Origin of the sequence: Clostridium thailandense (genome assembly GCF_019207025.1) — a bacterium.
GTDB classification, from domain to species: Bacteria; Bacillota; Clostridia; order Clostridiales; family Clostridiaceae; genus Clostridium_AM; species Clostridium_AM thailandense.
The window spans coordinates 1-15,101 of record NZ_JAEEGC010000014.1 but is presented as its reverse complement, the minus strand read 5'-3'; the positions used below and the strand labels follow the sequence as shown (position 1 = coordinate 15,101).

Below are 15,101 nucleotides of genomic sequence, written 5' to 3'. Positions count from 1 at the left end.
AATATATCACCTCTTATTAACATTTCATATTCTCAAATAATAATTTATTTACAAAATCTTAGAATACAAATGTCTATTATTTTTTAGCAATACTATCTAAATACCCTTGAAGTATATATATAGCAGCCATTTTATCTACAATTTTCTTCCTTTTTGCACGTGATAAATCTGCCTCAAGCATAGCTCTATGGGCAGCTACAGTAGTTAACCTTTCATCCCACATATTAATTGGCAACTTAATATGCTCTTTTATGGAATCACAAAAGTTCATTACTTTTTCACTTTGAGGTCCTAAAGTTCCATTCATATTTTTAGGAAGCCCAGCTACTATAGATTCTACACTGTATTCATCACAAATTTTCTTAAGTTCTTCTAAATCTTTATCTACGCTCTTTCTTCTAATGGTAGTAATCCCCTGTGCAGTAAAACCAAGTGGGTCACTTACTGCAACTCCTATAGTTCTATCTCCTATATCTAATCCAAGTATTCTCATTTTATTCTCCTACATTATTATGTTCAAATTTAAAATAAAAATGCCCCTAAGGGCACTTTTATTTTATCCCTAGATATGCCTTTAAAACCTCTTCTAATATCTCATCTCTTTCAAGCTTCCTTACTAGGGATCTTGCACCATTATAATTTGTAATATATGTTGGATCGCCAGAAATTAAATAGCCTACAAGTTGGTTTACAGGATTATAACCTTTTTTAATTAGCGAATCGTAAATCTCAGTTAATATTTCTTTAGTTAAATCTTTTTTGCTCTTAGAAATATCAAACTGGATAGTATTATCGTTACTCATTTTATCACCTCGCTAACAATATCTATTAAATATATTATAGACTATATTTAATGAATTGTATACTATTTAACTAGTTTTTCCACAATTCCAAAGCAGCTTTCTATTGCTTTATCTAACTTTTCTGGTAGTTTTCCACCAGCTTGAGCCATGTCTGGTCTTCCACCTCCTCCGCCGCCGGTAACAGCTGCTACCTCTTTTATAATTTTTCCACAATGAACGCCTTTTTCAATTACACCCTTTGTTGCCATCGCAACCAATTGAACCTTTCCTTCACATGTACTTCCAAGAACTACAACACATTCTCCAGCCTTGCTTCTAATTTTATCAGCAAGCTCTCTAAGTGAGTTGCCATCAATATCCTTTAACATTCCAGTAAGAAGTTTTACTCCTTTTATCTCTTTTCCATTATTTAAAATTTCATTTTCTGAACCACTAGCAAGCTTAGATTTCAATTCAACTATTTCTCTGTCTTTTTCTTTTAACTCGGCAAATTGTACATCTAGTCTATGCAATATTTCCTTTTCAGCACATTTTAATTTATTAGAAATTTCTTTAACAAGATTATTCTTTTCTTCAACAAAGGCAATTGCTCTAGGACCAGTAACAGCTTCAATTCTTCTTATTCCAGCAGCAACACCAGCCTCTGAAACTATTTTGAATAAACCAATCTGTCCTGAGTTTACTACATGAGTTCCTCCACATAGCTCTTTACTAAAATCCCCCACCGAAACTACTCTCACTTCATCTTTGTATTTGTCGTCAAATAAAGCTATAGCTCCACTTTCTCTTGCTTCTTCTAAAGTCATAACTTGAGTTTTAACATCCATAACTTTCATAACATTTTCATTAACTAGTTTCTCTACTTTTTCAAGTTCATCATCATTTACAGCCTCAAAATGGTTAAAATCAAATCTTAGTCTATCATCATCGACATAAGATCCAGATTGGTGTACATGATCACCTAAAACTTTTCTTAATGCCTCATTTAAAACGTGTGTTGCAGTATGATTTCTTCTTATGTTATTTCTTCTTTGTTCATTTACTTTTAAAGTAATTTCTTCATTAACCTTGACATTTCCCGAAATAACTTTAACAAAATGAAGTACCTTTCCTGCTAAATTCTTTTTACAATCTAAAACTTCTGCTTTAAAAGAACCAAGCGTTACTATGCCTTTATCTCCTACCTGACCTCCCATTTCTGCATAAAAAGGAGTCTTTTCAGTGATAATAACACCTTTTTCCCCTTCATTAAGTTGATTTACAAATTCCTCTTCTTTTATTAAAATTTTAACCTTTGAATTCAAATCTAATACATCATATCCATCAAACTCGGTTTCTATTTCTAAAGGAATTTTATTCAATATAGTATCTTCAGCACCCATGTAGTTAGTTTCTTCTCTAGCAGCTCTAGCTCTTTCTCTCTGACTCTGCATTTCTTTATTAAAACCTTCTAAATCTACCGTCATGCCCTTTTCTTCTAATATTTCTTGAGTAAGCTCTATAGGGAATCCATAAGTATCATATAATTTAAAGGCTTTATCGCCACCTAACATAGAAGTACTGCTATTTTGAAGTTTTTCTATGTATTCGTTTAGTATTTGCATTCCACTATCTATAGTTTCTGCAAATCTTTCTTCTTCTAGTTTTATAACCTTCTTTATATACTCTCTCTTCTCTTTAAGTTCTGGATAGTTTCCACTAGCATTGTCTATAACTACATCTGTTAGCTTATACAAAAATTCGCCATTTATTCCTAATGATTTTCCGTGTTTTGCAGCTCTTCTTAACAATCTTCTAAGAACATAACCACGACCTTCATTTGAAGGTAATATTCCATCACTAATCATAAAAGTTACACTTCTTATATGATCAGTTATAACTCTCATAGATATATCACTTTTTTCACTGCTACCGTATTTAGTATCAGTAGTTTTGCTTATTTCGTCTAATATAGCTCTCAAAGTATCAACTTCAAATATGCTGTTTTTTCCTTGCATTATAGTTGCAATTCTTTCAAGTCCCATACCAGTATCAATATTTGGTTTTGCTAGTTTATTATAATTTCCTTCTTCATCCTTATCAAATTGTGTAAATACAAGATTCCAAAATTCAACTACCCTATCTTCATCTGCAGCTTTAACAAATTCATCCGCACTACTTATGTTACCTGCCCCTCTATCAAAGTGAATTTCAGAACAAGGTCCACAAGGTCCTACTCCAAGCTCCCAGAAGTTATCATCCTTACCAAGTCTAAATATTCTTGAAGGGTCAACCCCTACTTTTTTAGTCCATATATCGAAAGATTCATCATCATCTAGATAAATTGTTACATACAACCTATCCTTAGGAAGTTTCAAAACTTCTGTTATAAACTCCCACGCCCATGGAATAGCCTCTTCCTTAAAATAGTCTCCAAACGAAAAATTTCCGAGCATTTCAAAAAATGTTCCATGTCTAGAGGTTTTTCCGACATTCTCTATGTCACCAGTTCTTATACACTTTTGGCAGGTAGTTACCTTATTTCTTGGAGGAACCTGCATACCTGTAAAATATGGTTTTAACGGTGCCATACCAGCATTTATTAGCAACAAACTCTTGTCATTTTTAGGTATAAGTGAAGCACTTGGCATTCTTAAATGTTCTTTGCTTTCAAAAAAGCTTAAATACATTTCTCTAATTTGATTCAAGCCTAACTTTTCCATTGTCCATCTCTCCTTTGTAAATTAAATTTATTTTAATAAAAAAACTCCCATCCCGTAAGGGACGAAAGCTTATTCCGTGGTACCACCCTAATTTTCAGCTTTAACAATAGTTATATATCTCAAACTAACTAACCACAGTTTGAATTGTAAGCTGATATCTTAAAAAAATATGACTCCTGGACTGCTTCAATATAGGTTACAGGAAGTTTCCACCAACCACTTCTTCTCTTGGTGCAACCAATTATATTTACTCCTTCCAATCATTGTCTTAATATCTAATTATGATACAAATTATAAATAAAAATATAATTCGTGTCAATATTGGTTTTTATAATTAGCTGTTATAAATTCTTAAAACAAATAGTAATTAAGATCTTCATATATTACTTTTATAATAACTCCTATCGGAATAGCTAATATCATCCCTAAAAAACCAGCAGCCTTCCCCCCTATTATAAGTAACAATATTACTACTAAAGGATGCATACTAATACTATCGCCAGTTATCTTTGGTGATAGTATATTTCCTTCAATCTGTTGGATAAGATACAACCATATAATAGTATACAATGCTTTTTGTGGGGAATCTACTAGAGCAACAAGTACAGCCGGTATTGCTCCAAATATTGGTCCAAAGTATGGAACTATATTAAAAAAAGCATTTAGCACAGATAAAATTACAGGAAAACCTACTTTTAAAAAAACAAGAGTTATAAAAGTAGCTCCACCAATAAGCAAACATAAAAACAATTGACTAACAATATATCTTCCAAGTATTTTGTCTATATCACAACATATTTTCCTTACCATAGTTCTGCTTCTAATAGGGAAAAAATTTAATATTTTGTTACCAATGCTATGCCCATCAGCTAAAAAGTAATAACATATTATAGGTATTACAGCTATAGAAACTATATTTTGGCCTATATTTAATATAGATTCAAAAATATTTGTAAAGAATTTTATCATCTGATCATTTATTCTAGTATGAACTTTATCAATTACTGCATAAATAGTCTTATTGCTGCTTATAGGCTTTAATTTTAAATAGAACTTATCTATGATTTTTTGAATATTGTCAAAAGTTGAATTTATATTTAGACTTTCCTTAAATATTGATGGTATCAATAACGTAAAAGCTGCTATAACCATCAGTATCAGTATACATATTAATATTAGTGCTGAAGCTCTTTTACTTAGTCCATAGTGCTGTATTTTCTTTTGTAATGGTCTTAATGTATATGAAATAATAAATGATATAAATAGTAGATATAATACTTCTCTTATAACGGAATTTCTAATGCATACAAATATTACAATAAGTATACTTATTAATAATATTGCATATTTAAACAGTATCTTTTTTTCTACTTTTTTCATTTTCATCATCTTCTATAAATAATCTATGAGGTAAACTTGTAAAATTAAGGTTTTCATTTTTTCTACTATATAACACATTTTTTTCTCCAAGCATTAAATCCTTTATAAGAATTATTTTTTTACCAGATATAAAATTCGTAATAAATCCCGTAGATATCATTACTGCTACCATTATAAAATTTGTTTCATCAAATAAAATATCTTCTATCATCCCTATAATATTACCTTTTCGATCCTTTACATCTATTCCTCTTATTTTTTTAAACTCTAAAAATTTTCCTTTATCTGCACTTGTGATTACCATAACATTGTTAAATCCTACTATGTTTTCTGTCATAACACTCAAGTTTCTTTTAAATAGACCAGAAGATGCTATACTAAAACCTATTATTTTCTTCTTATTAAAATCTATTAATATATCATCTATAAAACCAAGTTTTTTACCTTCCACACTTATAACATCCATAAGAATAAAATCTCTTGTTCTATACAAATCATCTCACCTCATAAGTCATATAGACGGCTCCCTGCCGACACTTAGCTTACACTCCAGCGTATATTTTCAAGCTGAAAGCACATATACCTGCGTATAATTTAGGTATCTGGTATAGATGTCTATATATACTTTTACAATTTTGAAGGTTAAATTAAAATATACAAAAATGAGTCATGCATTATATTTTTTCCAATAAAGTGAAAAATATAACTATATAATTGAATAATAGACTAAAAAATAATCAAGTGATTGCCATGGAAATAAATATTATTTAAAAAAGGTGGTTGCGCAGAATGCATAAATATGCGCTCTGCGTAACCACCTTTTTATTTCTATTCGCCATGAACATGCTCATGGATATGTTCTGAATGAGTTTTCATTTCCCAAGGTTCTAATCCTTTTGATTCTCTATAGTTATTTATTGCTTTATGGATAGCTTCTTCTGCAAGTACTGAACAATGCATTTTCACAGGTGGAAGACCATCTAATGCTTCTGCAACAGCCTTATTAGTTAGCTGCCAAGCATCTTCTAATGTTTTTCCTTTTATTAGTTCTGTAGCCATACTTGATGAAGCAATAGCTGAACCACATCCAAAAGTTTTAAATTTTACATCTTTAACTATATTCTCTTCTACTTTTATATAAATTTTCATTATATCTCCACATTGTGGATTTCCAACTTCTCCTATACCATTAGCATCTTCTATTTCTCCAACATTTCTAGGATTTCTGAAATGATCCATAACCTTTTCACTGTACATCATAATTATTTTACCTCCAGATTATTATTTTTGACTTTTTATAAAATCTTCCCAAAATGGTGACATTTCTCTTCTTCTCTTAACTACTTTTGGAATTACCTCAAGTGCATAATCTATTTCTTCTTCAGTAGTTCCAGCTCCTAAACTTAATCTTAACGAACCATGTGCTACTTCATGTTTTAATCCTATAGCAAGCAAAACGTGTGAAGGATCTAAAGATCCTGAGGCACATGCACTACCTGTAGATGCAAATATTCCAGCATCATTTAAGTCTAGTAATAATGTTTCTCCCTCTATTCCTATGAAGCTTACGTTAACGTTTCCAGGCATCCTATTTTCTCCTATAGGACCATTTACCTTAACATATGGTACTCTCTCTACTAATCCATTTAAAAGCCTATCTCTAAAAGCTTTCAATCTATTTGATTCTGTTTCCAAGTCCTCTACAGCAAGTTCAAGAGCCTTTCCTATTCCAACTATACCAGGAACATTTTCTGTTGATGCTCTTTTACCTTTTTCCTGTCCGCCGCCGTGGATTAAGTTTTCTATCTTTATACCTTTTCTTAAGTACATTGCACCTATACCTTTTGGTCCATAGAATTTATGTCCTGCCATAGAAAGTGCATCTATATTCATTGCCTTTACATCTATTGGAACATGAGCAACTGCTTGAACTGCATCAGTATGAAAGAAAATTTTCTTTTCTTTACATATAGCTCCAATTTCAGCTATTGGCTCAATAGCACCTATTTCATTATTGGCAAACATAACTGATACAAGTATAGTTTTATCTGTAATAGCATTTTTGAAATCTTCTATTCTTACTAATCCACACTCATCTACTGGGAGATATGTTACTTCAAATCCATTCTTTTCAAGGAATTTACAAGCATGTAGTATTGCATGATGCTCTATCTTTGTTGTTATTATATGATTACCTTTGTCTTTATGAGCTAATGCTATTCCCTTTAATATCCAGTTATCACTTTCTGATCCACCAGCAGTAAAGAATATTTCATCTCTTTCTGCATTTATTGCCTTAGCTACTCGTTCTCTAGCAGTTATAATAGCTTTTCTAGGTACATCTGATATTGAATATAATGAAGATGGATTACCAAAATGCTCAGTAAAGAAAGGAAGCATTTCCTCTAATACTTCTGGTTTAGTATAAGTAGTAGCTGAATAATCCATATAAACTTTTTTATTAGTCATTTACGTTATCCCCTTTCACTCTGTTTGATTTAATTTTATTATAATCGTCTACCATATCTTGAAGTGTTGTTGACTCCATGACGGTATCAATACTTTCCTTTATTCTTGACCATAAAAGCCTAGTAGCACAACAATCTATATTCCCACAGGAATTTTCAGTATTCCCATCAATACAGTCTGATATTTCAATAGGCCCTTCTAATACCTTCATAACATCTGCTACTGTTATATCTTTAGGTGCCTTACTGAGTATATATCCACCTTGAGCTCCTCTTATACTCTTTATTAAATTTGCCTTTCTAAGAGGAGAAAACAGCTGTTCAAGATAATATTCCGAAATATTTTGCCGCTCTGATATACTCTTTATGGATGACGGTTCCTCACCGTAATGAATAGCCAAATCAACCATAGCCTTTACACCATATCTACCCTTAGTTGATAGCTTCACTTAATCACTTCCTTTAATGTTGAGTATTTTACTATGCTTTACATGTTTATAATATCAAATCAGAGTAAAATTGTCAACAATAAACTTAGAAAAAGTTGTATTATTATATATTATTTTGCCCACTCCATTAAAATTTCTTTCATAGTGTCTTTAGCATAGGTAGGATCAGCTTTTTGCACATTTACACCTGGAAGTTTTTTAATTATTCCATAGCTTCTGTCTAAAGAAAGCTTCTCATCTTTTCCTGTAAGAACCCATAAAATTTTGTAGTTTATTGGAGCAACATTTAACTTTTTCTCCCCTACTCCATCTGTAAAATAGATTAAAAAGCAGTTTCGCATACTAAGTTTATTCATATATTCAATAACAGGTGAAAAAGCCGTTCCTCCTTTAGTATCTAATTTTGACTTTATATCTTTTTTACTTTTTGCCTTATAAACTCTTCTTATTTGATTATCACATTCTATTACAGTAATTTCATGGTTTTGAATTTTTACTATATCAAAAACCTCTATCATTATCTTATCTATTTCTTTATCCGTTATGCTTCCACTAATATCAATTGCAACAATAACATGAGCTGTATACTTTGGAAGCTTACCTCTCAATTCAAGCCTTTCTGGCTGCCTTCGATCATTTCTTGTTGAAGTTTTTTTGTAACCTGTATGTAAAGTTCCTAACGTATTTCTTAAGTGATCTTTCCAGGAAATCTCTGCTTTAGCATTGAATAATTCCATAGCTTTCTCAAAAGGAGTTGGTATTTTCCCTTTTGCTGCAATATTTGAAACCTTTTTGGTAAGTTGTTTTATTTGCTGCAGAGTAGGTTGCTCTTGAGAACTCTCCCATAAATCATGAGCATGTTCAACATCATGCTCTTTCTTTATAGAATCTGACTTTGTTTCATCTTTACCCTCCAGAATCTCCGGCCCCTTGGAAGACTTTAGTTTATTCATTCCCTCTTGAATAATCCTTGCGTACTCTTCAAATGGCAAATCCTCTAGTAAATCAACATTGTAGGTTAACATTATATTTCTAATGTTATCTGACCATAAAGGCATATTATGTATATACTGATTAATTGAAATATCCATAGCAGTGTTTATTGCAGTAGAACTATACTTTCCCTTTATGATTTCTGCCCTTTTTAAATGATTATACATAATATGGTATACCTCATGCTTTAATAAAGCCTTCATTTCTTCTAAAGAGCATTGAAGAAAAATATATGGATTAAAATATATTGTAAAGTGAGATATGGATGCTGTATTACCTACTGCAGTAGGTAAATCTAATTTGATTTCTCTTTTCATCTGCATAGTAAAAAGTGCAAAAAAATTATCTGCTTCTTCCATCATAGAAAATGTACATAATTCTAATAACTTTAAAAACTTTCTTTTAAACTCATCAGTCATGCTTTCAGAGTCTTTCCACATTATAACTTCATTAAATAAATCAATTCTTAATTCATCAAACTTTGTTTTCTCTCCCATTTTCTCCTTCCTCTCTAAAATCATAATTGAGCATATACAGAAAAATATCCATCTACAAAGGTTTTTTCATTTAAAAGTTCCATATATAAACTATTTTCATAGCTCAGCTTTATTTCCTTCATGATTCCCATTTTTAAATCTGCAGGATATAATTGAATAAATTCTGAAAACAATTTAATTTCTCTTTCCCTATGTTCCATATTATCTAAATATATCAAAGCATTTTTTGCTGATAAATATAATCTTGAGTGACTTTCTTTCTCTACTTTTTCAGCTAATTCATCACTTATCTCTTCACTAAAAAATATCTCTTCTGGCTTAATGATAGGATTCTGGTAATCCTCTAGATAATTATTGAAGTCTTGAGCAATACTTTGTCCTACATTTCCTACAACCACATTGTAAAAGATCTTAGCAGGTATTGTTTTTTCACTATTTAAATATACTTTATAAGCATTAGATATTCTTTCCCAACTTCTTGGCGTTGCTTTAATATATTCTTGTGAATATGGAGTATGTAAATATTCTGGAAAACTAGCAATAAATTCTGAAATTTGTTCATGGATATTAGTTTCTTCAACACAATTACTTTTCTCCATTGCCCATTTTAGCCATTCCTTAACATCTGATTCCAATTCTACCCATACAAAACGATTTTCCTGTGCAGGATCCATATCTACTACTTGATAATTGCTCTCTGTGAAGGTTTCATATTTATTAGACGGATTCATTGCAGCTATTACTCTTACATTACTTGGAAGCAAATATCCATTTATCTCTCTATTTAAAATTAAATTCATGAGTTCCTGTTGAACACTATGTTCACATCTATTAATTTCATCAATAAATAACAATATTTTTTTACTTGAATCTTCTTTCAAAACTTCATCTATCTCTAATAATTTTGTATGAATTGCGTACACCGTTTTCTTTCTTATAATTTCTTTTCCATCTATTGTTACTTGATATTCCTGTACAGTTGGTAGACCGCCAATTTCTCCTTCTTTAAGTATATTAGCATCTATTACAATTGCATAATATCCTTCTTTTCGTGCTAACTCTTTTATAAGCGCAGTTTTTCCTATACCACTTTCACCTATAATAAGAGGTACCGCTCCGCTTTTTATTACCAAATCTACAGTAAGCATAGCATCAGTAAAATTCATTAAAATCAACTCCTTAATCCTAAGTATTTATTGTAATTATTAAAAATGCATATTATTAGTATTTAAATTGAAATCTTGTAATCTACTAAAATTCTTTTGGCTTTCATGCTTCCATATGCATATATGAACCTGACCTTGTCAATTTTTAAAATCTCATCCTCTATAAAGTTTAACACATAATCTTTATCAATATTTTCATCTGAAATTTTTTCTTTCAAGACTTCTTGTATTTTTTCCATGCTTATATTTTTATCTATATACTTTAATACTTTTATATTATGTATAACAAAATAAATCCATGTTTTTTCACTGATATCATCTATGTATCTAACAGCTTCTTCGCTTTGAATAACTGCAGCAATTTGCATTTCTAATGTTGGATTTTTAACATACTTAATAGCATTCCATTCTTTTTTTATAGCATACAATTTGACCTTGTCAGTTGGATTATCTATATATTTTATTGAGTCCCAATCTTTCTCGACAGCTAAAACTTGAAGTTCTTCTGAAGGATTTTCACAGAATTGAATTGCCCATCCTTTTTGCTCTATTGCTTTTCTTATAAGTTTTTCATTAGACTTCTTAATGTGTTTTAGAGCGTTCCATGCCCGCTCTACAACATATAGACACATGGCTTCATCTGGTTCTTCAATATACTCAATGGCCCACTTATTAGATTTTAGTGCTTCCCATTTTACTTTTTCTGTTGGATTCTTTATATACCCAAGGAGCATACCATTTTCTTTTACAGCTGAAAGCTGCATTTCTTCACTGGGATCTTCTACTGACTTGATATAATATGGGTTTTTTGATAAAATATTTAAAATATTTTTTTCACTCTCATTCATAAAACTCACCTCTACTTACTCGATTCCTTTAAAAAATTCATGTATGCCTTAGCGGAGTTTTCCATTTTATTGTTTCCAGGTATATAATATAAAGCATCTTTTATATTATCAGGCAAATATTGCTGTTTAACATAGTGATTTTCATAATTGTGGGGATACTTATATCCAAGTCCTCTATTTAGTTTTTGTGCGCCTCCATAATGGGCATCTTTTAAATCTTCAGGGACTTCTCCTACATTTAAGTTATCTAAGTCACTTAGGGCCTTATCAATAGCACTTATTGCTGAGTTAGATTTAGGGGCTGTAGCCAAAACTATTACTGCTTCTGCTAAAGGAATTCTCGCCTCAGGAAAACCAAGCTGCATAGCTGAATCCACACATGCCTTAACTATAGATATAGCACTAGGATAAGCAACTCCTATATCCTCTGCTGCAATTACCAAAAGTCTTCTGCATATTGATATCAAATCCCCTGCTTTTATAAGCCTTGCTAAATAATGAATAGCTGCATCCGGGTCGCTTCCTCTGATTGATTTTTGAAATGCACTTAAAACATCATAGTGTTTGTCTCCGAGCTTATCATAATTTAAAGCCTTAGTTCCAGAGCATTCCTTTGCAAGTTCCATAGTTACTTCAATATTTCCATCGCTATTTCTATTAGCAGTATAAATTGTTAACTGTAAATTATTTATAGCTTTTCTTAAATCTCCACCACTATTTTCTGCAAAATACTCTAATATACTTTCTTCACAAAGAATTTTAGTACTTTTTAATTCTTTTTCCAGAACATCAATTCCTCTTTTTAATGCTTTTATAATATCATTTTTATTTAAGGGCTTAAATTCAAATACAGAGGATCTACTAAGCAGCGCATTATATATATAAAAATAAGGATTTTCGGTTGTACTAGCAATAAGCGTTATTTGACCATTCTCCGTATACTCAAGTAAAGATTGCTGCTGCTTTTTATTAAAATTCTGTATTTCATCTAAATACAGCAGAACTCCATTAATTGACAATAAGTTATCTAACTCGTCAATTATTTTTTTTATATCACCTACAGAAGCATTAGTAGCATTTAGTTTATAAAATCTCTTATTTGCCACACTTGCTATAATATTTGCTACAGTTGTTTTCCCAACTCCTGGTGGACCATAAAAAATCATATTGGGTATTTGCTTTGTTTCTATAATTTTATTAAGTATTTTACCTTCTCCTACTAGGTGATGCTGCCCAACTATTTCACTCATACAACTCGGCCTTATTTTATCTGCTAATGGTTTCATAGACTTACTCCTTTTTAATAGCTATTCTTAATTAATATTGTACATCAATAATTTATAAAAGAAAACCTCCCACCTAAAGCGAGAGGTTTAATATTTTACTCTTCATCTAAATAACAATTTACTATTTCTCCATAATACATAGTATGATAATCTTTTGATCCATAGCAATCTTTATCAATAACCTCATCTAAAAGGTTAGGACACATTTCCTGCTTAAATATAACCTTACACTCATAGTGAACTCCACAGCCCTTTATTACTGGAACTGAAACATCTTTTCCATCTTTTAATTCTAAATTGCACTCTTTAATTTTATCTATTTCTCTTCCAGACTTTGATCCACATACTGCTAATGCTTTTTTCATTTTATCATCAAAAGGCACACTTACAGTAAACTCCATACATTTTTCAATAAGTTCATGAGTGTGTCTTGATTTTCTTACAAGCACTGTAAATACTGGTTTTTGCCAAACAAATCCAATGCTTCCCCAGCTTATTGTCATAGTATTCACTTCATTATTTACCTTACATGTTAAGAATGCTCCTTGTTTATGTAAATGCTCCATAGACTTTTCTAAATTTGATGCAAAATTCATTTGTGTAATCCTCCTATTTTGTTAATTCTAAATTTAGTATATTCCTCTATTCTAAGTTTATTATATTTTTTTAACAATTTATATTCAATAGGGCACTTTTTAGTCACTTAGAAGTTGTAAAAAATTTATATTCTTTCATATTCTTTATTTCTTTCTTTAAAGTATACCACTCTTAAGTCACATAATTCTGATATTTCTCTAGCTACATTAAAATTGCATCCTAAAGTTTCAGTATTATGAGCATCAGAACCTATTGTTATGTTTTTTCCGCCTAATTCCCTAAACCTTCTATATATATTTATGAGATTTTTTGCTGCCTTTTCATCATCAAGTCTTCTAGTATTTAATTCTATACATTTATCTTTTTCAATTAGAACTTGTAGTATTTCATCAATAATATCAGAAAAATCATGATAATACATCTCTTTGTCCTCAAAATTAGCATATCTCGAAATATAATCAATGTGACCCATACTATCAATAAAATCATAATTTTTTATACATTTCAGCATAAAATTAAGATATTCTTCATAAGCTTCTCTCTTACTTTTATTTTTATAAAAATCGCTATAATAAATATCCATGTTGTCTACCAAGTGAATTGAACCTATTGCATAATCAAAAGGATTATCATTTAATAACTCCCTACTTTCCTCTACACAATCCTCCTTCATTCCAATTTCGACTCCTAGTAAGAGATTCTTTCCTCTATGTTTAGAATATTCCTCAAAATAATTATTTGAATCGAAACAAAACATTCCTTCCTTTGGAAATTTTAAATCCATGTGCTCTGTTATTATCATCGATATATTCTTGTTTTGGGCAGATTTTATAGCCTCTTCTATATCCATATTAGAATCTGTAGATATTTTAGTATGAACATGCGTATCAAACATATATTTTCATCCTTTCTTTAAATATATTAAAAGTATTTTTAACTTATATTAAACTAATAAACATATATAAATAAAATCCTACTCAAATAGAGCAGGACTTCATTTGTATATAGTAAACTTACTCACTATAACCATATAGATGATACTCTTATTCATCATCTACATCATCATACATGCACATATCTGCATAGTTAGAAGTTAAATCACCAATTCTCTGAACGGTGTCTTTAGGGTCATCCTTAAATAAACCTTCTGAAATTTGCTTGTTTTCTGAAAGAAACTGATATATATTAAGAGTTATGTAGTCTCTAATTTTAAGATATATATAGTCTTCATGAAGTGCTCTTATTCTCCCATCTTCATCTTGAATAGCATTATATCTTTCAATAAACTCCAGAACATTTTTATCTAGACCCTCTCCATTCTTAAATCGAATTTTTCCATCACATACCTCTGTCTCAGAGTCATTCTCTATCTTCAAAATTGCTTCATTAATTTTATCAGATTCAGGTATTGTGTGATTCTCTGCCCAACTATATATTACATCTAACTCTCTATTCCATAGCTTCTTAAGGGAAATTATGTCTGATTTTAATAAAGTTATATATTCATCTTCAGTTTTGGTATTTTGCTTTTTTCCTCTTAAAACATTATAAATACTTTGGTACCAATAGCTTTTAGCTTCTAATATTGGCCTTGCTGCAGCTTCTACTAGTGCTGATATGACATTTTGCTTGTTTTTTTCGTTTATTTCCATCGTAATTCCTCCTGTATGTTAACTTTTCTATTACCGCATATTTATGTTCTAATTATAACATATTTTTTTATATAAGAATATTTATCTATAGTAAAAAAAGAAACTCATGCACTAAAAACTTTAAATGCATGAGTTTAATTTCTAATATTTTTTTCTACAAAAAATAAAAAATGGCTCCGTGGAGAGGATTCGAACCTCCAACCCTTCGGTTAACAGCCGAATGCTCCACCATTGAGCTACCACGGAACGCTTTACCTGGC

15 protein-coding genes, 1 tRNA gene and 1 other annotated feature are annotated in these 15,101 nt (G+C 30.6%); all 16 genes read right to left on the bottom strand.

Annotation, left to right across the window (positions count from 1 at the left end; all coding sequences use genetic code 11):
• Window positions 1-76: 76 nt before the first annotated feature.
• The 16 genes from ruvX to I6U48_RS02990 all read right to left on the bottom strand — a co-directional run bounded on the left by ruvX (window position 77) and on the right by I6U48_RS02990 (window position 15,087).
• Window positions 77-493 (bottom strand): Holliday junction resolvase RuvX, encoded by a 417-nt coding sequence (gene ruvX, locus I6U48_RS03065; RefSeq protein ID WP_218318933.1) that lies wholly within the window; start codon window positions 491-493, stop codon window positions 77-79.
• A gap of 58 nt (window positions 494-551) precedes the next feature.
• The gene (locus I6U48_RS03060; protein ID WP_218318932.1) at window positions 552-803 is read right to left on the bottom strand and encodes an IreB family regulatory phosphoprotein; all 252 of its coding nucleotides are present in this window, start codon (window positions 801-803) and stop codon (window positions 552-554) included.
• A 62-nt stretch (window positions 804-865) separates the two neighbouring features.
• On the bottom strand, window positions 866-3,505 hold the full coding sequence (gene alaS, locus I6U48_RS03055) for an alanine--tRNA ligase (protein ID WP_218318931.1): 2,640 nt from the start codon (window positions 3,503-3,505) through the stop codon (window positions 866-868).
• 54 nt (window positions 3,506-3,559) lie between these two features.
• Window positions 3,560-3,778: a binding site (T-box leader), on the bottom strand.
• 78 nt (window positions 3,779-3,856) lie between these two features.
• Entirely contained in the window at window positions 3,857-4,885 is a 1,029-nt protein-coding gene (locus I6U48_RS03050) for an AI-2E family transporter (protein WP_218318930.1), read from the bottom strand.
• Window positions 4,854-5,378, bottom strand: a complete 525-nt coding sequence (locus tag I6U48_RS03045; protein WP_218318929.1) for a PRC-barrel domain-containing protein — start codon at window positions 5,376-5,378, stop codon at window positions 4,854-4,856. The genes I6U48_RS03050 and I6U48_RS03045 overlap by 32 nt, the downstream gene beginning before the upstream one ends.
• 335 nt (window positions 5,379-5,713) lie before the next feature.
• Entirely contained in the window at window positions 5,714-6,142 is a 429-nt protein-coding gene (gene nifU / locus I6U48_RS03040) for a Fe-S cluster assembly scaffold protein NifU (RefSeq protein ID WP_218319012.1), read from the bottom strand.
• Between the two features lie 24 nt (window positions 6,143-6,166).
• Complete coding sequence (nifS, locus tag I6U48_RS03035) at window positions 6,167-7,354, bottom strand: cysteine desulfurase NifS (RefSeq protein ID WP_218318928.1); 1,188 nt, start codon at window positions 7,352-7,354, stop codon at window positions 6,167-6,169.
• Entirely contained in the window at window positions 7,347-7,802 is a 456-nt protein-coding gene (locus I6U48_RS03030; protein WP_218318927.1) for an RrF2 family transcriptional regulator, read from the bottom strand. The genes nifS and I6U48_RS03030 overlap by 8 nt, the downstream gene beginning before the upstream one ends.
• A gap of 110 nt (window positions 7,803-7,912) precedes the next feature.
• Entirely contained in the window at window positions 7,913-9,292 is a 1,380-nt protein-coding gene (locus I6U48_RS03025) for a vWA domain-containing protein (protein ID WP_218318926.1), read from the bottom strand.
• Window positions 9,293-9,312: 20 nt separating this feature from the next.
• Window positions 9,313-10,458 carry an ATP-binding protein gene (locus tag I6U48_RS03020; RefSeq protein WP_218318925.1) on the bottom strand — a complete coding sequence of 382 codons (1,146 nt, stop codon included), beginning with the start codon at window positions 10,456-10,458 and terminating at the stop codon, window positions 9,313-9,315.
• Between the two features lie 62 nt (window positions 10,459-10,520).
• A complete protein-coding gene (locus tag I6U48_RS03015) occupies window positions 10,521-11,306 on the bottom strand; it encodes a hypothetical protein (protein WP_218318924.1) in 786 nt (261 codons plus the stop codon).
• 11 nt (window positions 11,307-11,317) lie between these two features.
• Window positions 11,318-12,592, bottom strand: a complete 1,275-nt coding sequence (locus I6U48_RS03010) for a replication-associated recombination protein A (RefSeq protein WP_218318923.1) — start codon at window positions 12,590-12,592, stop codon at window positions 11,318-11,320.
• Between the two features lie 95 nt (window positions 12,593-12,687).
• Window positions 12,688-13,188, bottom strand: coding sequence for a flavin reductase family protein (locus tag I6U48_RS03005; protein ID WP_218318922.1), 501 nt, complete (start codon window positions 13,186-13,188; stop codon window positions 12,688-12,690).
• Window positions 13,189-13,313: 125 nt separating this feature from the next.
• Complete coding sequence (locus I6U48_RS03000; RefSeq protein WP_218318921.1) at window positions 13,314-14,084, bottom strand: histidinol phosphate phosphatase; 771 nt, start codon at window positions 14,082-14,084, stop codon at window positions 13,314-13,316.
• A gap of 148 nt (window positions 14,085-14,232) precedes the next feature.
• Window positions 14,233-14,841 (bottom strand): hypothetical protein, encoded by a 609-nt coding sequence (locus I6U48_RS02995; RefSeq protein WP_218318920.1) that lies wholly within the window; start codon window positions 14,839-14,841, stop codon window positions 14,233-14,235.
• Between the two features lie 171 nt (window positions 14,842-15,012).
• Window positions 15,013-15,087, bottom strand: a tRNA-Asn gene (locus I6U48_RS02990).
• Between the last annotated feature and the right edge of the window lie 14 nt (window positions 15,088-15,101).